At 64.1% G+C, this 18,657-nt stretch carries 16 protein-coding genes and 2 pseudogenes; 12 read left to right on the forward strand and 6 right to left on the reverse strand.

Annotated elements, in window-relative coordinates:
* The first annotated feature begins 250 nt into the window (after window positions 1–250).
* The 7 genes and pseudogenes from PQR02_RS27895 (at window position 251) to PQR02_RS27925 (ending at window position 7,610) form a co-directional block, all read left to right on the forward strand.
* Window positions 251–1,591, forward strand: a complete 1,341-nt coding sequence (locus PQR02_RS27895) for an NAD(P)/FAD-dependent oxidoreductase (protein WP_408238997.1) — start codon at window positions 251–253, stop codon at window positions 1,589–1,591.
* Between the two features lie 37 nt (window positions 1,592–1,628).
* On the forward strand, window positions 1,629–2,261 hold the full coding sequence (locus tag PQR02_RS27900) for a cysteine peptidase family C39 domain-containing protein (RefSeq protein WP_408239000.1): 633 nt from the start codon (window positions 1,629–1,631) through the stop codon (window positions 2,259–2,261).
* Window positions 2,262–2,406: 145 nt separating this feature from the next.
* Window positions 2,407–2,658 (forward strand): hypothetical protein, encoded by a 252-nt coding sequence (locus tag PQR02_RS27905; protein WP_408239058.1) that lies wholly within the window; start codon window positions 2,407–2,409, stop codon window positions 2,656–2,658.
* A 412-nt stretch (window positions 2,659–3,070) separates the two neighbouring features.
* Window positions 3,071–4,000 (forward strand): bifunctional Delta(1)-pyrroline-2-carboxylate/Delta(1)-piperideine-2-carboxylate reductase, encoded by a 930-nt coding sequence (lhpI, locus tag PQR02_RS27910; protein WP_408239003.1) that lies wholly within the window; start codon window positions 3,071–3,073, stop codon window positions 3,998–4,000.
* 246 nt (window positions 4,001–4,246) lie between these two features.
* Window positions 4,247–5,728 carry a glucose-6-phosphate dehydrogenase gene (gene zwf / locus PQR02_RS27915; RefSeq protein WP_408239006.1) on the forward strand — a complete coding sequence of 494 codons (1,482 nt, stop codon included), beginning with the start codon at window positions 4,247–4,249 and terminating at the stop codon, window positions 5,726–5,728.
* 117 nt (window positions 5,729–5,845) lie between these two features.
* Window positions 5,846–6,370: a Rossmann-fold NAD(P)-binding domain-containing protein gene (locus PQR02_RS27920; protein WP_408239009.1), complete on the forward strand. Its 525-nt coding sequence runs from the start codon at window positions 5,846–5,848 to the stop codon at window positions 6,368–6,370.
* Window positions 6,371–6,468: 98 nt separating this feature from the next.
* A pseudogene (locus PQR02_RS27925) lies at window positions 6,469–7,610 on the forward strand (nucleoside hydrolase).
* 43 nt (window positions 7,611–7,653) lie between these two features.
* Here the strand turns inward: PQR02_RS27925 and PQR02_RS27930 are convergent.
* Window positions 7,654–8,610 (reverse strand): LysR family transcriptional regulator, encoded by a 957-nt coding sequence (locus PQR02_RS27930; protein ID WP_408239012.1) that lies wholly within the window; start codon window positions 8,608–8,610, stop codon window positions 7,654–7,656.
* Between the two features lie 772 nt (window positions 8,611–9,382).
* Window positions 9,383–10,435, reverse strand: a complete 1,053-nt coding sequence (locus PQR02_RS27935; RefSeq protein WP_408239014.1) for an NAD(P)-dependent alcohol dehydrogenase — start codon at window positions 10,433–10,435, stop codon at window positions 9,383–9,385.
* A gap of 331 nt (window positions 10,436–10,766) precedes the next feature.
* Here PQR02_RS27935 and PQR02_RS27940 point away from each other — a divergent pair, with 331 nt between their 5' ends.
* Entirely contained in the window at window positions 10,767–11,735 is a 969-nt protein-coding gene (locus tag PQR02_RS27940) for an AraC family transcriptional regulator (protein WP_408239017.1), read from the forward strand.
* A 34-nt stretch (window positions 11,736–11,769) separates the two neighbouring features.
* On the opposite strand, the gene PQR02_RS27945 is transcribed toward PQR02_RS27940, so the two are convergent.
* From PQR02_RS27945 to PQR02_RS27955, 3 genes are all read right to left on the reverse strand, one after another.
* Window positions 11,770–12,543, reverse strand: a complete 774-nt coding sequence (locus PQR02_RS27945) for a molybdopterin-dependent oxidoreductase (protein ID WP_408239020.1) — start codon at window positions 12,541–12,543, stop codon at window positions 11,770–11,772.
* Window positions 12,540–13,172: a cytochrome b/b6 domain-containing protein gene (locus PQR02_RS27950; RefSeq protein ID WP_408239023.1), complete on the reverse strand. Its 633-nt coding sequence runs from the start codon at window positions 13,170–13,172 to the stop codon at window positions 12,540–12,542. Before PQR02_RS27950 ends, PQR02_RS27945 begins: the two co-directional genes overlap by 4 nt.
* A 95-nt stretch (window positions 13,173–13,267) precedes the next feature.
* Window positions 13,268–13,897, reverse strand: coding sequence for a hypothetical protein (locus PQR02_RS27955; RefSeq protein WP_408239026.1), 630 nt, complete (start codon window positions 13,895–13,897; stop codon window positions 13,268–13,270).
* A 220-nt stretch (window positions 13,898–14,117) separates the two neighbouring features.
* On the opposite strand from PQR02_RS27955, the gene PQR02_RS27960 reads away from it, so the two are divergent.
* The 3 genes from PQR02_RS27960 to PQR02_RS27970 all read left to right on the forward strand — a co-directional run bounded on the left by PQR02_RS27960 (window position 14,118) and on the right by PQR02_RS27970 (window position 16,627).
* Entirely contained in the window at window positions 14,118–14,789 is a 672-nt protein-coding gene (locus tag PQR02_RS27960; RefSeq protein WP_408239028.1) for a heavy metal response regulator transcription factor, read from the forward strand.
* Window positions 14,786–16,213: a heavy metal sensor histidine kinase gene (locus tag PQR02_RS27965; protein WP_408239031.1), complete on the forward strand. Its 1,428-nt coding sequence runs from the start codon at window positions 14,786–14,788 to the stop codon at window positions 16,211–16,213. Before PQR02_RS27960 ends, PQR02_RS27965 begins: the two co-directional genes overlap by 4 nt.
* 111 nt (window positions 16,214–16,324) lie before the next feature.
* Window positions 16,325–16,627, forward strand: coding sequence for a putative quinol monooxygenase (locus tag PQR02_RS27970; RefSeq protein ID WP_408239034.1), 303 nt, complete (start codon window positions 16,325–16,327; stop codon window positions 16,625–16,627).
* 105 nt (window positions 16,628–16,732) lie between these two features.
* Here the strand turns inward: PQR02_RS27970 and PQR02_RS27975 are convergent.
* Window positions 16,733–17,095, reverse strand: a pseudogene (locus tag PQR02_RS27975) (GGDEF domain-containing protein); the annotation flags it as partial.
* 530 nt (window positions 17,096–17,625) lie between these two features.
* Between PQR02_RS27975 and PQR02_RS27980 the strand changes: the two are divergent.
* Window positions 17,626–18,558 (forward strand): 2-hydroxyacid dehydrogenase, encoded by a 933-nt coding sequence (locus tag PQR02_RS27980; protein ID WP_408239037.1) that lies wholly within the window; start codon window positions 17,626–17,628, stop codon window positions 18,556–18,558.
* The last annotated feature ends 99 nt before the right edge of the window (window positions 18,559–18,657 follow it).

Raw genomic sequence — 18,657 nt, forward strand, 5'->3', positions numbered from 1 at the left:
GAGACGAATAAATGCAATTTATGCGTATCACGAATATTTGTCAAATATTCGCCTCACGAATATTGTGCGTATATCTGCCAGACGAATATTTTGCACATATCTGTGTGACGCATGAAGGTCGATCACCTCACCACTCAATGGGCGCCCGCGCAATCCCGCGCTTCTCGGCCAGCTGCGCCCGGAGCGGCGGCATTGCGGATAACGCGGGTGCCTGCGAAGATTATGCCTACACTTAAAACCCACCCGTCCGATGACCACGACTTACCCGCTGCACGCAAGCTTCATCCGCGCCGATCAACCCTTCCCCAGTCGAGCCGACGTGGTGATCGCGGGCGCTGGCATCATGGGCTGCGCGGCCGCCTATTATCTGGCGCGCCGCGGCCTGTCGGTGGTGGTGCTCGACAAATCGCGGATCGCCGGACAGCAGTCGTCGCGGGCTTGGGGTTTCGTGCGCCAGCAGGGCCGCGAAGCCGCCGAAGTGCCGCTGATGATGGCCAGCATCCCGCTGTGGAAAGAACTCCAAAGTGAGCTGAATTTCGATCTGGAGTGGCGTCAGGGCGGCTGCCTCTACGTCGCGTCCGATGAAGAGGACTGGACCTCGTTCCAGCAATGGATGGACGTCGCGCGCCAGTACGGGCTCGACACGCGCACGCTCGATCGCAAGCAGATCGACACCGTCGTGACCGGCATGCAAGGCCCGGCGCTCGGCGGCCTATATACCCCGAGTGACGGTCAGGCCGAGCCGCGCCGCGTGGCGGCCGCTTTCGCGGCGCGGGCGGCCGAAGCCGGCGCGCTGTTTTTCGAAGGCTGCGGCGTGCTCGGCGTGGAACGGGCGGGCGGCGCGATTGCCGGCGTAGTCACCGAGCGCGGCACGCTGCGCACCTCGCGTCTGATTTGCGTGGCGGGCGCCAGCAGTTGGCGGCTGCTCGACACGCTCGGGCTCGAACTGCCGCAGCAGGCTGTGCGCGGCACCTGCATGCGCACCAACCCGCTGCCGCGCATCACCGCGTCCACGTTCTGGGGCCACGGCCTCGGCGTGCGCCAGCGCGCGAACGGCGCCATCAATCTGGCCGACGACATGCAGGTCGACGTCGACCTGACGCTCGGCCATTTGCGCGCGCTCAAGTGGTTTTTGCCCGAGTTGTGGAAGCGGCGCGAGAAGTTCAGCTTCCATCTGAATGGCGCGTATCTGCGCGATCTGCGCGAGCGCCTGCCGGGCGTCGTGCCGGCCGGCGAGCGCGTGCTGCAGCCGCGCGATCCGCATCCGCAGCCGAACGTCGGGCACGCGCCGCGCGCGCTGAAAAAACTGCGCACGCTGTTCCCCGCGTTGAAAGACGCTCAGGTGGTCGAATCGTGGGCCGGTCTGATCGACGTGCTGCCCGACGGCATTCCGGTGATCGATGCGCCGTCACAGGTGCGCGGACTGACGATCGCCACCGGCTTTTGCGGCCATGGTTTCGCGATGGGGCCGATCGTCGGCAAGCTGCTCGCCGAAATGAACGACGGCGGTGAGGCGTCGCTCGATCTGTCGGCGTTCCGTTTGCAGCGCTTCTTCGACGGTACGATGCAACGGCCGCGCAGCATGCTGTGAAAACGCCCCTCATCCAGACGCACGACCGATGAACGCCATGAACGAACCGACAGTCCGCCACGCGGGCGTCCCGTATTACACGCAATGGGGCAGCCCCGAATGGGTTCGGCACATCGTCGAGCAGCAAGGCGACCCGTGCGACGATCCGCACTGGCAGCGCAGCGGCTTCGCCGACGCGCAGCGCTACCGTTTCTGGGCCAGGCGCCTGTGCGGCCTGACCTGCCTCGAATCCGCACTCGACTACTGGCGCATCGGGCACGCGCCGCGCGCCGCGCTGCTCGACGAAGCGCTGCGGAATGGCGTGTACCGGATGCGCGAGGACGGCGGCGTCGACGGCCTGATCTACCAGCCGTTTGGCGACTGGGTCAGCGGCGCGTTTGGCGTGCGCGTCGAGGTGCTGCCGCAGGCGCCGCTCGAAGAGATCGCCGCGCGGCTCGCCGCCGATACGCTGGCGATCGTCTCGGTGAGCCCGGAGATCCGCTATCCCGACCGGCCGAATCAGCGCCAAGGCGGCCATCTGATTCTGCTGCACGGACGCGATCGCAACGGTGTGTGGTTTCATAATCCATCGGGCATCGCCCCGCATCAGGCCGACGTGTACCTGCCGTTCGCCACAATGGCGCGTTTCTATGCGGGGCGGGGGATGGTGCTGAGGCGGATCGTCCGTTAGGCGCGGCGACTGCGGGGTGGTCGGGGGCGCCGTCCGGCGAATTGTCGGGCAACATGTTACCCGCCAGGCCAGCGCGTCCCGCGCAGTGATCAGGCCCGTTTTCTGCTTCAATGTGTTCGTCGTCTTTCGCGATACCGGACCTGACATGAAACGATCCTACTGCCTGCTTGCTGTCGGCCTTTTCGCTCTTGGTGCCGCCGCCTCGTCGAACGCCGCCACCCAGGACGACCAGGCCAAAGCCTGTCGCGGCGACGCGATGCATTTCTGCGCAGCCGATATTCCCAACAAAGCCAAGATCACCGCCTGCATGAAGCAGCACATCGACGAACTGAGCCCCGCCTGCCGGGCGATGTTCAAGGGCGGCCAGAAAGGCGCCGATAAGGCCGCGTCGCAGTGACGGGCGCTCGGGAGGTTGAGCATTGACGCAAGCGCCGCGCGCAGGTGTTGTGCGCGGCTCGAATCGCGAGTTGACCGGGGCTTTGATGCGTGGCTTGGCTCGCGCGCTTGATCGCGGCGTAAGCGCCGCGCGTTCGCGTGCTGGCTGAGTTTCGTCTGGACCGGCCGCGAACTGCCCGCGACCGGCCGCGCTCCCTCATCCTCAAAACCCGTTGCCCCTTCAATCGAAAAACCGCTGGCATTTTCGGTGTGACTGGTCATCGGCGCCGCACTCGGTTACGGTGGCGTGGTGCCCGCAATGACTCGCCCGCGGTTATTCACGCTTCAGTCCGCGCGAACGCGGTCCACCGATTGGGTGGCCGTAGTGCGCCAAATCCGAACACCCCCTCACCAGGATTGGAACGACCTCGCTCATGACCCGCCCGACCACGCAGATTTTCGACGCCGCCGCGACCGCGCGGCTCATTCCGTATGCGGCGCTAGTCGACGCCCTGAAGCGCGCGAGCCTCGACTATGCGGCGCAGCGCATCGTGAGCCCCGAGCGGCTCGTCGTGCCGCTCAACGCAGGCGGCATCATGCTGTCGATGCCGGCCACCGCGCCCGATCTCGCGATCCATAAACTCGTCAACGTGTGCGCGAGCAACGGCGCGCGCGATCTGCCGACCATCCACGGCCAGGTCATGGCCTTCGACGCGGATACGGGCGAGACACTGTTCGTCCTCGACGGCCCAGCCGTGACGGGGCGCCGTACCGCGGCGATGTCGATGCTGGGCGTCGCGACCTTCGCCGCGAACGCGCCGCGCGAGTTCCTGCTGATCGGCACGGGCACGCAGGCGCTCAACCATCTGCAGGCGATCGGCGAACTGTTTCCCGACGCGCGCGTGCGGGTGAAGGGCAGCGCGCCCGCGCGAGCCGAAGCGTTTTGCGCCGCGCATGGCGGCGGCGTGTATGACCTGCAACCGCTCGGGGGCGCGGCGATTCCCGACTCGACTGACGTAGTCATCGCACTGACCACCAGCAAACAGCCCGTCTACGACGAAGCGGCGCGTGCCGGGCGGCTCGTGATCGGGGTCGGCGCCTTCACGCCGGCGATGGTCGAGATCGGCGCGCGCACGCTCGGCGCCAGCGCGCTTTTCGTCGACGACCCAGCCGGCGCGAAGCACGAGGCCGGCGACTTGATCCAGGCCGGCGTGGATTGGGCGAAGGTCGGCGGGATTGCCGGGGTGTTGGAAAACGCAGCGCTGTTGCCGGCGGCGACGCCGGTGGTGTTCAAGACCGTCGGCTGCGCGGCGTGGGATCTGGCGGCGTGCCGGGTCGCGCGCGCGGCGTTGTCAGGCGGCTGAAGGCTTTGGGGAAGGGGCGGCCCAGGGCGATGCGAATCGCGCAAATCCCCATGCAAACAGTCCCTTGGCGTCCCCGTTTGGCAACTTGCGCCAACCTGGGGCAGATGTTGCCGTGCAAACTATCCCAAAACGTTGCACCATAGGCATTTGCCAGAAAAAAGCCGGCCAGCCGGCGCGGGGTATCTTGCCTACGCTTTTTCTGTCCCCTTGACCGATGCCTCTTCATCACGACGCCGCGACCGCGCTATGACGACCCAACACGCTTCAGCCACACCCGACCTGCCGCTCGACATGATCATCTTCGGCGGCACCGGCGACCTGTCATTCCGCAAGCTGCTGCCCGCGCTATACATGGCGCATCTGCACTGCAATCTGCCACCCGAGACCCGTATTCTCACGATCGGCCGCAAGCCCTGGTCGCGTGACGAGTACATCGCCGAATTCATGGAGCTGAAGGCCAAGCCCTTCATCGAAAAGAAAGCGTTCGACGCGACGGCGTGGGACAAATTTCTCGCGCTGTTCGAATACGTGCGGATGGATGTCGATTCGGCCGACGACTACCAGCGTCTGAAGAGCGCGTCGCGCGACGGCGTGAGCCGCGTGTTCTATCTCGCGACCTCGCCGGATCTGTTCACGAACATCTGCGACCACCTGGCATCGGCGGGGCTCGTCGACGCCAATTCGCGCGTCGTGCTCGAAAAACCGCTGGGCCACGATCTGGCCTCCGCGCAGGAGATCAACACGGCGGTCGGCAAGCACTTCAGCGAAGCGCAGATCTACCGGATCGACCACTACCTCGGCAAGGAAACCGTACAGAACCTGATGGTGCTGCGCTTCGGCAATCCGATTTTCGGCCCGCTGTGGCAGGCGCCGTATATCAAGCGCGTGCAGATCACGGTCGCGGAAACGGTCGGCGTGGGCAGCCGCGCGGGCTTCTATGACAAGACCGGCGCGCTGCGCGACATGGTGCAGAACCACTTGCTGCAATTGCTGTGCATCGTCGCGATGGAGCCGCCGGTGTCGCTCGATCCGGACGCGGTCCGTGACGAAAAGCTCAAGGTCCTGCGCTCGCTGCGTCCGATGACGCCCGAAGACATCGCTCGCGACACCGTGCGCGGCCAGTACACCGCGGGCGCCGTGGACGGCGAGGCGGTGGGGGGCTACCTCGAAGAAGACAATGTGCCAGCGGGCAGCCGCGCCGAAACGTTCGTCGCGCTGCGCGCGCATATCAACAACTGGCGCTGGGCCAACGTGCCGTTTTACCTGCGCACCGGCAAGCGGATGCAGAAGAAGGTGTCGGAGATCGTCATCGAGTTCTCCGAACTGCCGTTCTCGATCTTTCCGAACGGGGGGCGCAACTATGGCAACCGTCTGGTGATCCAGTTGCAGCCGGAAGAATCGATCCAGTTGCAGATGCTCGCGAAGGAGCCGGGCAGCGGCATGCACATGCTGCCGGTGAATCTGAATCTGGATCTGCAGCAGGCCTTCACCGAGCGTCGCGCGGAAGCGTACGAGCGCTTGCTGATCGATGTGATCCGCGGACGCCTCACGCATTTCATGCGCCGCGACGAACTGGAAGCCGCATGGGCTTGGGCCGAGCCGATTCTGGCAGGCTGGGCCAAGTCGGGCGAGCGGCCGCGGGGGTATACGGCGGGCACGTTCGGGCCGGCGGCGTCGACCGCGTTGATGGCCCGCGAGAATGCGGTGTGGGCCGAAGAGACGCTATAAAGCATCGCAATCCTCGATGCTTCGACGGCGATGACGGATGCCGCAACGGGCTTTGCCCGATTGCGGCCCGGTCGTTAGCGATGCTGCATGGACTCGATCACGTCACGCACACGTTCCATGCGGCTTATCAGGACCGCCCGAGCTGGACTGAGCTGGTGCCCCCGAACCTGGCCATGGCTCGTCAACACGCTCGCCGCGATCGAACCGGTCGCGCCTGATTTGCAGCACGTGAGCCTGATGCAGGGCTACAAGGTATACGGCGGCCATCAGGGGCCGTTCAAAACACCGGCGCGCGACAACGACGCGCATTTCGTGCCGCCGGAGTTCGTGTTCGATCAGCAGCGCTTGCTCGAAACGCGTCAGGCGGGCAAGCGCTGGAACTGGTCGGCGCTTCGCCCCGCGGTGTTGGGCGGATTCGCGCTCGGCAATCCGATGAATCCGGCGCTGGCGATTGCCGTGTATGCGGTTGCGTACCAGGACGTCTCGTCATGGCGTTTTGCCGATTTCGTTTTCTCTTCGGACTACGATATGTTCGGCGACGGGTCGAAAGCGCGGCGCTTCGGGTTTCATGAGTTCATCGATACGGAGACGATGTTTATCGACATCTTCGATAATCTCCGCCGCCGCAAGCTGATTCCATGAATGAACCCATTGGGCATGACGATTTGATTTCACAGGGATTACGTCTATGATGACCTTCCTTAATCGCGTGGCACGGCGAGATAAAAACGGAGACATCAATGAGGCGAGTTCTCGTGGCATTGAAGTGCATGGCGATCGTCGTGGCTGTTCTGGCCATTCCGGCATGCGGCGGAGATAACCTCACCGCCGCCAACACACCAAAGTGATTATCGACAGCGACTACAACACGCTGAGCGACGACGGCCAGCTCGGCGTGATGGCCGTGCAATTGCAGGCGCAAGGCTCGCTGAAAGTACTGGGTATTACGGTCGTGTCCGGCAATCAGTGGTTGAAGCAGGGCACGTCCGACGCGTTGAAAGCGGTCGAGCGTCTCGGCGTCGAAAAGCAGATCGGCGTGTATGCGGGCGCCAATTATGCGTTGTCCCACGACTTCGCGACGATTCAGGCCGAACTGAAACAATTCCCCGGCGGCGACGGTTATCTGGGCGCCTGGAGCACGCCCGAGCCGACCTCGGATAGCGAGCTCGTTGCGCCGCCCGACGGCTTCGCGACTCACACCAAAGTGCAGAGCAAAAGCGCGGTCGATTTCATTGTCGATTCGGTGAAGCAGTATCCCGGCGAAGTGACGATTCTCGCCATCGGCCCGTTGACCAATATTGCGCTCGCCACGCGCCAGCATCCGGAGATCGTGCCGCTCATCAAACAGATCATCTACATGGGCGGCGCAATCGACGTGCCGGGCAACACCACGCCGACCGCGGAATTCAACTGGTGGTTCGACCCGGAAGCGGCAAAGACGGTGCTGCATCCGCCGATCAAACAGGTGGTGATTCCGCTCGACGTGACGGACACTGTGCAGATGGACAAGACGCTTTACGACCGGGTCGCGCACGACCCCACGAAGCAGACCATCATCACGCAACTGTTCAAGACCTTGAACGGTTATGGTTTCGACGGCAAGAACGGCTTCGAGACGAATCCTGACTACACGACGAACATCTGGGACACGCTGACGCTCGCGTATCTGATGCATCCTTCGTTCGCGACGCAGACCGTGGACGAGTGGGTGGATGTGGATACGAGCTTCGGCGCCAATGACGGCAAGGCAACTGGTTATACGAGTTCGCCGCCGGCGGGTTTGCAGAAGATGACGATCGTCAAACGCTTCGACAATCCGGGCTTTTTCAATTTCTACGTGGATCTGTTGACGCGGCCGGTGCCGGTCACGCTACCGAACTGACGCGTCGCGTCGCGGCGGGTTGCGCGCCCGCCTGCAACCCGCCTCAGGCGGGATGCAGGCCGCGCAACAATTGACGCACACGCGAGAGATCCTGATCGACGTGCTCCGTTTTTTCGAACAGCTCCGCGAGCCAGTCGACGAAGGCGCGCACGCGCGGCGACACACGGCGGTTCTTCACGTAGGCCACCGAGACCGGCATCGGCACCGGCTTCCATTGCGGCAGTACTTCGCGCAGCAGCCCTGAAGCGAGGTAGGGCTGCGCGGCGATCCGCGCGGGCTGAATCAGGCCGAGGCCTTGCAGTCCGCAGGTGAGATATGCCTGCTCGTCGCTGACCTTGACGAAGCCTTCGACCTTGACGTTTTGCGCTTCGCCGTCCACTTCGAAATCGAAGTCCATTTCGCGGCCGTTATGCGGCGACATGCAATTGACGGCGACGTGTCCGCGCAGATCGTCGAGCGCGCAGGGTGTGCCGTAGCGAGCCAGATAGGCCGGGCTTGCGCAGGTCACGTGTTCGATGGTGCCGAGTTGCCGCGCGACCAGATTCGAATCGGGCAAATCGCCGAGCTGGATGCTGCAGTCGATGGCTTCGGAGATCAGATCGACTGTGCGGTTGCTCACGCCGATCGCCAGATCGAGGTTCGGGTAACGGGCGTGAAAGTCGTCGAGGGCCGGCAGGACGATGCCGCTCGCCACGGCGCCCGGCATTTCGATGCGCAGACGGCCGGTCAGGTTGTCGGTTGCGTAACGGATGCTGGCTTCCATTTCGTCGATGTCGGCGAGGATCTGTGCGCAGCGTTCGTAGTACGCGGCGCCTTCGGGCGTGACGCTCAGACGCCGCGTGGTGCGGGCGAGCAGCGCTGTGCCGAGCAGAGCTTCCAGGTTCTGCACGATGGTGGTCGCCGTCGCGCGCGGAATGTTCAGTGATTCCGCTGCGCGGGTGAAGCTGTTGGTGTCCACGATTCGGATGAATGTGCGCATTGCAGTTATTCTGTCAATCACGGTGCAAACTCCAGTGGAGGTAAGGGTTGGGGTTTTGGTTTTTGCCTGCGGCGCTTTTTGGTTGTGCTCTTAGGGTGTTGGCTTTTCCTTGAATTCACGGTGGTCTATTAGCGTTGCCCCTGTGCGGGGCGGCACCTACTTTCTTTGCATGCCGCAAAGAAAGTAGGCAAAGAAAGCGGCTCAAACCGCTAACTCTTAAGCGGGTCCCCTGGCTTGGAGGGGGCAGTGGTGCATCTGGAATCTGTGTCATTGCGCATTCAGCGTCAGTGACAAAGCAGTCATTCTTCCGGCGGCGCTGCGCGCGCCGACGCGGTACTTCATCAAGTCATTGGTTTTTATTCGACGCCTCGCCGAGGCGAAGCCGATGGCCCCGCTGCACGACGAATCATCGACGGGTTTCCGTTGCAGACCCGGCCGCGACGCACGCAGTGCGGAGCGGGAGCGGATGACGGCTTTGTCACTAACGCGGAATGTGCGAGCGCACAGATTCCAGATGCACCACTACCCCCTCCGAGCCAGGGGACCCACTTAAGAGTTAGCGGTTTGAAGCCGCTTTCTTTGCCTACTTTCTTTGCGGCTTGCAAAGAAAGTAGGTGCCGCCCCGCACAGGGGCAACGCTAATAGACCGCCGTGAATTCAAGGAAAGGCCAACACCCTAAGAGCACAACCAAATAACGCAACACGACTAAAACAAACAAAGAAACAGTGCCAACAAAAACCCGCGCCGCAGGCGCAAAAAAAAACCAATCCGCTGCGCGGGCAAAAAAACCACTTACTTCCGCAAGGAATCCATATCAATCACAAACCGATACTTAACATCACTCTTCAGCATCCGCTCATAAGCGTTATTAATTCCCTGCATCGGAATCACCTCAATATCAGAAGTAATCCCATGCTCACCGCAGAAATCCAGCATCTCCTGCGTCTCGGCAATGCCGCCAATCAACGACCCGGCCAGACGCCGGCGCTTCATGATCAGATTGAACACCTGCGGCGACGGATGATCGTGCTCCGGTGCGCCGACCAGCGTCATCGTTCCATCGCGCTTGAGCAGATCCAGAAACGGGTTCAGGTCATGTTGCGCGGCGACGGTGTTCAGAATGAAATCGAAGCTGTTCAGATGCGCTTGCATCTCTTCCGGATTCTTCGAAATCACCACCTCATGCGCGCCAAGCCGCTTCGCATCCTCGATCTTCGACGGCGACGTGGTGAACAGCACCACATGCGCGCCCATCGCGCGAGCGAGCTTCACCCCCATGTGGCCGAGTCCGCCGAGGCCGACGATGCCGACTTTCTTGCCAGGACCCGCACCCCACGTGCGCAGCGGCGAATACGTGGTGATCCCCGCGCACAGCAGCGGCGCGACGCCAGCCGGGTCGAGATTGTCCGGCACGCGCAGCGTGAACGCTTCGTCCACGACGAGCTGCGTGGAGTAGCCGCCGTAAGTGATCTGCCCGTCGACGCGGTCAACACCGTTGTACGTGCCGACAAACCCGTTTTCGCAATACTGCTCCAGACCTTCCTCGCAACTCGCGCACGTGCGGCACGAATCGACCAGACAGCCGACGCCGACCAGGTCGCCCGCCTTGTACTTCGTCACGTCACCACCGACCGCGGTCACACGGCCGACGATCTCGTGACCCGGCACCACCGGAAACACCGTGTTCTTCCATTCATTGCGCGCCTGATGCAGATCGGAATGGCACACGCCGCAAAAGAGGACTTCCATCTGCACGTCATGGGCGCGCAGTTCGCGACGCTGGATTTCGAACGGGGCGAGCGGCGCGGTAGCGGCGGTCGCTGCATAGGCATAAGTCGTGCTCATGGGTAGCTCCAGCAAAGAGGGTGAGGGTGTAAGGCGCCCGCGATGGGCAACGCATGTTGCCGGTGCGGCGAAGCCTGGCATTGAACCGGGATCACGGCGCTGGCGGCGGTTGACGCGTGCTGGCGAATTCGCCGAAGCGTCGAATGGCCAACCAGGCCAGCGCGGCGCGGGGAAAAAGTTGATCCGGCAGGGTTCCCATGATAGGAGCCGGCAGCGAGTGCGGGAATACCTGAATGTCTTGAAGATTTGCCTAAAACTCCTGGCGAGAAGCGCGACAGGCTGTTTGATGCTAAATTTCAAGCATTATTCTCCTGGCCGTCACTATACCGTCATGTCGACCCGTTCCGCTGAACCCACTACGACCGATCCGGCGCAGCAGCGTGTGATCGAATTGTTCGATCTGCTCGCCCCCCTTCCGGGCATCACGCATTCGAGTCTGGAAGGCGTCAACCTGCTGCGCGCGAATAGTCCGATGTCGCGCAGGCCGGTGATGTACGAGCCGAGCATCGTGATCGTTTGCCAGGGCCGCAAGCGCGGGTTTCTCGGCGATCAGGTGTTCCAGTACGACGCGCAGCAGTACCTCGTGCTGTCGGTGCCGCTGCCGTTCGAATGCGAGACCGAGGCGAGTCTGGAGAGGCCGTTCCTCGGGATCTCCGTGCGCGTGGACCTGACCATGGTCGCCGAATTGCTGATGGCGCTGAACGAAACGCAGGGCGCCGCGCAGCACGAGCCGGTCGGCATCTACTCGACGCCGCTCGACCCGGCGCTGTGCAATGCGGTGCAGCGTCTGATGGAAGCGTTGGCTTCGCCGCTCGACGCGCGCATTCTCGCGCCCGGCGTGGTGCGGGAGATCTGTTATCGCGTGCTGACGGGTGAGCAGGGCGATGCGATTCGCGCGGCGCTCACGCATCAGAATCATTTCGGCCGCATTGCCAAGGCGCTGCGCCGCATTCACGCCGACTACCACGGCGAACTCGACGTCGATACGCTCGCCGCCGAAGCGGGTATGAGCCTCGCGGTGTTTCACGCGCAGTTCAAGGCCGTCACGGCGACTTCACCGATGCAATACGTGAAGACCACGCGCTTGCATCACGCGCGCCTGCTGATGGTGCAGGACGGTTTGAATGCGGGCGCGGCGGCCGCGCGTGTGGGTTACGAGAGCGCATCGCAGTTCAGCCGCGAGTTCAAGCGCCTGTTCGGCCTCAGTCCGGTCGACGAAGTCAAACGCATGCGCACCGTCTACGATGCGCCGCCGCCGCGCATGCAGAAGCCGGTGGCGCGCTACGTGACCGCCGTTTAGGCGCGTCGAAGGCAATGCCACGGCTGGCGAACCGTTATAAGCCGCTGAACCAGTTGTACCCCTGATCTTCCCAATAGCCGCCGGGATTCGTATTGGTCACGAAGATCGCGGCGATATGTTTGGGGTTCTTGAAGCCGAGCTTGGTCGGCACTCGGAGCTTGAGCGGATAACCGTATTTCGCGGGCAGCGGCGCGTTGCCGAAATCGAGCGTCAACTGCGTTTGCGGATGCAGCGCCGTCGCCATGTCGAGGCTGGAGTAATAGCGGTCCGCGCATTTGAATCCGACATATCGGGCAGTCAGATCGGCGCCGATGCGTTCGAGGAACGTGCGAAACGGCACGCCGCGCCATTGGCCGATCGCGCTCCATCCTTCGATGCAGATGTGGCGCGTGATCTGCGAAGCTTGCGGCAGCGCGCGCAACTGGTCGAGGTTCCAACTGCGCTTGTCAGACACGAGCCCCGACACTTCCAGCCGATAGGTCGAGCCGTCCATGTCGGGCGCGTCGAACTCCGGATAGAACGCGTTGAACGGAAACGGGTCGGTGATGTCGCGGGCCGAATAGGTCGGCGCGAGCCGGTTGCGGTCGAACAGCCAGCCCTGCACGCGATCGTTCCAGCGCGACATCGCCCACAGCACCTTGTCGACGGAATCGTTGTCCTGCATGTTGCAGCCGGAGAGCATCGCGAGTGCGCCGATCGAGAGCGAGGAGCGCAAAAACAGCCGCCGTTGCAGACGCTCGATTTGCGGTTGATGATCGGCGAGAAGGATGCGCGTCTTGCGCGCCGCGGCGGGTTTCGGTGCGCTCATGCCTGAGTCCCTTCATGCGCGGTGCGACGGGCGCGGCCCGTGAGCATCGGCGGCAACGTGCGCGGCACCAGCAGCACCAGCGCCAGATGCACGACGACAAAGCCGATTACCCCCGCCATGGCGATGAAGTGCACGCGTCGCGCGAAATCGAAGCCGCCGAATAGCGCGGTCAGCCACCAGAATTGCACCGGCTTCCAGATGGAGAGTCCGGACGCCACGAGCAGCACGCCCAGGCACAGCGCGAGCAGATAAAGCGCACGCTGCACCGCGTTGTATTTGCCGGTATCGTGGGGCAGGCGAAAGCGCATCGCTAACGCCGCATCGTGCGCGATATCGCGCGGGTGAACCGGCAACAGCTTGCGCCGGAAATGCCCGCTGCCGATGCCGTACGCCAGATACAGCAGCCCGTTTGCGCAGAGCAGCCACATCGCCGCGAAATGCCATGCAATCGAGCCGCCGAGCCAACCGCCGACGGTCGCCCACGTCGGGAACCGGAACGGAAAGAAGGGCGACGCGTTGTAGATCGCCCAGCCGCTCATCACCATGCAGACCATCGCGAACGCGTTGATCCAATGCGTCACGCGGACGACGAACGGGTGAACCAGCATGCGCGCTTGCGGTTTGGACATGGGGAGGACGGCGGGGCGAACGGAAAGTGGCAAGCCGCGTCATGACGCAACGCGGCTGTTCGAATGGTCGGACAAAGACTGGCTAAAGCGCCGCTTTACATCGGCGGCGTGACACCATGCTCGCCGGCCGAGATGAAGTTCGCCGCCATCGAGCCGTCCGCTTCCTTGTGCGCGAACAGCACGACCTTCGCGCCCGGCACCAGCAACGAACGGTCGCCCGGTTCGAGACTGACGATAGGCACGTCCTGCGGAATCAGGACTTTCTTCTCACCGTCCTTGTACTTCACGGTGATGGTGCGGCCGTTGCTGACCACGAGCGAGCCGACCGTGCCGTTGGTCATCGAGCTGTTCGAACCGAGATCCCACGGACGATGCCCTTCACCGGAGCCGCGCATGCTGGGCGGGAACACGTGCACTTCGAGCGCCTTCAGCGTGCCGTCGGCCTGCGGGATCGCGGCGGTGCCGACGTAGCTATCCGGCTTGATGTCGTTGACGTTGGCGAGCGTGACGCCGCGAATCGGCGTGTTGGCCTCGAGCTTCACATCGACATCCTTGCCGTCGCGCGTGTGGACCTTGAGCAGATCGCCCGTGAGCGAGGTCACCGTGCCGCGCACGCCGGTGGGCGCGGCGTTTTGAGCATGAGCCGCAACGGTTGTCACGAGCAAGGCGGCGGTGAGCGCGGGGGCGACGAGTGCGCGTAGTGCCTGCGCGGAAACGATCTTCATGAATCTGCTCCGGGGTGGTGAACGGTAGGGACAGATTAGGCGGCGAACTGGCTCGGCAGGGTGACAGATGAATGACAAAAACGTCATGAACGGGGCAGCGGCGCCACGTAAAATGACCGCGATAGTGAAGTCCCGCGTTGCTGCGCGCGCCGGACTGCGCCGCCGAATCACGGCCCGAGCCCAACCTCGGGCCGCAGCCTGCGTTGGAGCACCGAGAACCATGAGCATCCTCGTCATCGAAGACGATCCGAAAACCGGCGACTACCTGAAGAAGGGTTTGCGCGAGAGCGGCTATGCAGTCGATCTCGCGCGCACCGGCACGGACGGCCTGCACATGGCGCTCGAACATCCCTATGACCTCGTGGTGCTGGACGTGATGCTGCCCGGCATCGACGGCTGGGAAATCATGCGTGCGTTGCGCGCGCGGCGCGATCTGCCGGTGATTTTCCTGACCGCGCGCGATCAGGTCAGCGACCGCATTCGCGGCCTCGAACTCGGCGCGGACGACTATCTCGTCAAGCCGTTCTCGTTTACCGAACTGGTGCTGCGCATTCGCACGCTGTTGCGCCGCGGCGTGATCCGCGAAAGCGACCTGTTCGAGGTCGCCGACCTCAAGCTCGACGTGCTGCGCCGCAAGGTGACGCGCGAAGGCGTCGACATTCCGCTGACCAACAAGGAGTTCATGCTGCTGCATCTGCTGGTGCGCCGGCAGGGCGAAGCGCTCTCGCGTTCGCAGATCGCCTCGGAAGTGTGGGACATGAATTTCGACAGCGACACCAACGTGGTCGACGTGGCGATCAAACGGCTGCGCGCCAAGGTCGATCATCCGTTCGAAAAGAAGCTGATCCATACGGTGCGCAGCATCGGCTACACATTCGGCGACGGCGCATGAAACTCTGGACCGAACGCTCGCTGACCGTGCGCACCACGGTGCTGTTCGCGTTGATCGCGTGCGTGGTGATCGGCACGCTCGGCGCGTATTTTTACCACTCCGCGCAGGTGTCGCTGCAACGCCGCGCCGATGTCGTGCTCACGGGCCGGGTCGAGCATTTCAGCCGGATCGTGCACGATCTTTATTCGGTGAGCGAGTTGAAGAAGCGGCCGCTGCTGTTCGAGACCATGCTCGGCGCGGAGCAGGACGTGCTGCTGTTTCGCCGGCCCGGCGAAGCGCCGTTCGTCGATGTGAACCCGGCGCACGTGGAGGTGCCTGCGCTACCCGCTGGCACCGTGGACCGCCCGCCGAGCCTCGCCGACATCCGTCAGACGCGCTTGCCGGACGGCCTGCCGGTGCATTGGGCGATTGCCACCGCGCGAGCGCGTGAAGATGGCAGCGAGGTCGAAGTGATCGCCGGCCACCCGATGACGCAGGAAGTGCGGATGCTGGCCGCGTACCGCAATCGCATCGTGCTCGCGACGCTGACCGGCATGCTGGCCGCGACGCTGCTGGCCTGGTACGTGCTGCGCCGCGCGTTGCTGCCGGTGCGCGCGATTGCCGCGCGGGCCGCGCAGATCAGCCCGGCGAGCCTGTCGGTGCGCCTCGACAGCGACGCGGCGCCGGTCGAATTGCGGCAGCTCACGCACGCATTCAACGCGATGCTCGACCGTCTCGCCGACGGCTATCAGCGGCTCTCGCAGTTTGCCGCCGATCTCGCGCATGAGATTCGCACGCCCGTCGGCGCGCTGATCGGGCAGACCCAGGTGACGCTCGCCAAACCGCGCGACCCCGACGAATATCAGCAATTGCTCGAATCGAATCTCGAGGAGCTGAACCGCCTGAGCCATATCGCGGAGAACATTCTGTTTTTGGCCCACGCGGATCACGCGGCGTTGTCCGTCGAGCGGGAGCCGGTCGATCTGCGTGAGGAACTCGTCAGGATCGCTGACTATTTCGAGGGCCCCGCCGACGAACGCGGGATGCGCTTCGAAGTCGAAGCCGAAGGCACGGTTTCGGTCAATCCGCTGCTGTGCCGTCGCGCGATCAACAACCTGGTGGTCAACGCGGTGCGCTACGGCGCGAGCGACACGGTCGTACGTTTGCGCGGCGCGCAGGACGCAGGGGGCGCGACCGTGGCGGTCGAAAACGACGGCGAGCCGATTCCCGAAGCGCAACTGAACCGGCTGTTCGATCGTTTTTATCGCGCGGATGCGGCGCGCAGCGCGTTCACCGAATCGAGCGGACTGGGGCTCGCGATCGTCAAGGCGATCATGCACCTGCATGGTGGCACGGCGCGCGTGGTGTGTCCGGCGCGAGGCGTGGTGCGCTTCGAATTGCGTTTTCCGCGCGCCGATGCGCACCGCGAGCTGCGCCCGCAGTGAAGCCGAGGCCTATACTCGTTTGATGGCGAAGCGGCCCCGGCCGTTTCACCGCGCTTTGCGAAGGCTCGCAAAGCGTATCCACGGTCTGCGTCTCACATCGGGAGTCGTGTCATGGTCAAACTCGCTCTGTACGTTCATCTCGAAGCCAAACCCGGCAAGGAACAGGAGGTCGAGGCGTTCCTGCTGGGCGGCTTGCCGCTCGTAGAGCAGGAGCCGGCCACCGCCGCATGGTTTGCGCTGAAGCTGGGGCCGTCCGCCTTCGGCATTTTCGACGCCTTCGCCGATGAAGCCGGGCGCGACGCGCATCTGAACGGCAAGGTCGCGGCCGCCTTGATGGCGAAGGCGGGCGAACTGCTCGCGTCGCCGCCGAGCATCAACAAGGTGGATGTGCTAGCGGCAAAGTTGCCGGGTTGATCGAGCGGGTGGATGGGCTTGCAGTGCGCGGACACGGCGCGGCATGGCAGCCACGCCGCGCGCCCGACTATCGCCCGTCAGTACTTCTCGACGTGCGATCGCGCCTCAATTGCCGCCCGCGTCTGCCGCCGGGTGGGTCGCGTAGTGCGCGCGTTTTTCGTCGTACATCAACAGGTCGGCGCGCCGCACGCCCGCTTCGAGCCGGTCGCCGCGCTGGCACGTCGCCGCGCCCATCGAAAAGCTCAGCGGCGAACCCGGGTAAAACTGGTTGTTCATCTCCACCAGCTGCCGGATCGCATCGATCATCGCGGCGCCACCACGCTCGTCGGTGTCCGGCATCAGGATTGCGAACTCGTCGCCGCCAATGCGCGCCGCGTGAAACGGCGTTTCCATCGCCTTCGCGAGGACTTCGCCCGCGCGCCGCAGCAGCGCGTCGCCGGCGGCGTGGCCGAGCTGGTCGCGTCGACGTCGGCGGCCTCGAATTGCGTGAGGGTCTTCTGATTGACCTTGATCACGCGGATGCTGTGCGCGCATTGGGCGACCCGGCTCGGATCCGCGGCGAAATGCGCGCAGATCGGTCACGCCTTCGGCTCGCCATGCATCGAACAGCGCGCGCACGCCGCTGAAGTCTTCGAGCCAGAGCGAGACCGGCGCGAGTTCGAACATCACGGAGTGGTCCCCCGAGGGGACTTGCTTCGGGGCGTCCTTGATGGGCGCAGGGCCGCGCAAAACGGTATCCAGCATGGATTTCTCGGAGTCGAAGTTGCGGCTATCTTAGGGCGGGGTTCGGCGTCGGCTGAAAAGAAAAGGCACGACGCCTCTTCTCGCAGGGCCGTCCAACAGGATATCGGCCCGGCCTGAATGGACTTGAGGCGCTTGCGGCGTTGCGCTCGACGCGTAAGAGCGCAGGCGTGATCGTGGCTGCGAGCCCGCATGAGCCTTGCTACACTCGAAAGCCTCGAAGCCCGTCCATCCACGCCGCCGATACGAACCTCACCATGAAGCCATCCCTGCTGGTTTTGATCCACTTGAACGACGACAGCCGAGCCAGCATCGCGACGGTGCTCGACATCGTGTACGCGCCCGATGCCCCGCTGCGCGACGCTGCGATCGCCGCGCACGGCGCTACGATCCGCGCCGTGCTGACCAACGGCACAACCGGGCTAAGCGCCGCGGAAATCGACCGGATGCCGCAGCTCGAACTGATCGGCGCGTTGGGCGCAGGCTATGAAAATCTCGCCGTCGACCACGCCCGTGCGCGGGCCATCGTCGTCGTCAACGGTGCGGGGACCAACGATCACTGCGTCGCCGATCATGCGTTCGCGTTGCTGCTCGCGGTCGTGCGCGACGTGCCGCAACTCGACCAGGCCACGCGCGCCGGCGTCTGGCGCGATGCGCTGCCGCTGCACCCGAACGTTTCGAACAAACGCCTGGGGATCGTCGGGCTCGGCAATATCGGCGAGAAGGTCGCGCGGCGTGGCGCGGGCTTCGACATGGAGATCGGCTATCACAATCGCAAGCCGCGTGAAGGCTCGCCGCTGCGTTACTTCGACCGCGTGGAAGCGCTCGCGCACTGGTGCGACTTTCTGGTGGTTTCGACGCCGGGCGGAGCGGGCACGCGGCATCTGATCGGCGAGCGCGTGCTCGACGCCCTCGGTCCGCGGGGGTTCGTCGTCAACGTGTCGCGCGGCAGCGTGGTCGATACCGCTGCGTTGGCGCGGACGCTGAGCGCGCGGACGATCGCGGGCGCAGCGCTCGATGTGTACGAAGGCGAGCCGCATCCGCCCGAGGCCTTGCTTGCGCTGCGCAACGTGGTATTGACGCCGCATGTGGGCGGCCGCTCGCCGGAGGCGATCGCGGCCTCGGTCGACAACTTCATCCGCAACGCGAAGCGGCATTTCGCGGGCGAGCCGGCGTTGACGCCGATCTGATGCGTGCGATGCATGCGACGCCGGCCGCGCGCGTTGCGGTGGCAGCCGGCTCGCCCCTGCGCGACGGCCAGCCGATCCCCGAAGACACGATTGAACGCG

The sequence above is a fragment of the Paraburkholderia sediminicola genome, from assembly GCF_046026895.1.
In the GTDB taxonomy this organism is placed as follows: Bacteria; Pseudomonadota; Gammaproteobacteria; order Burkholderiales; family Burkholderiaceae; genus Paraburkholderia; species Paraburkholderia sediminicola_C.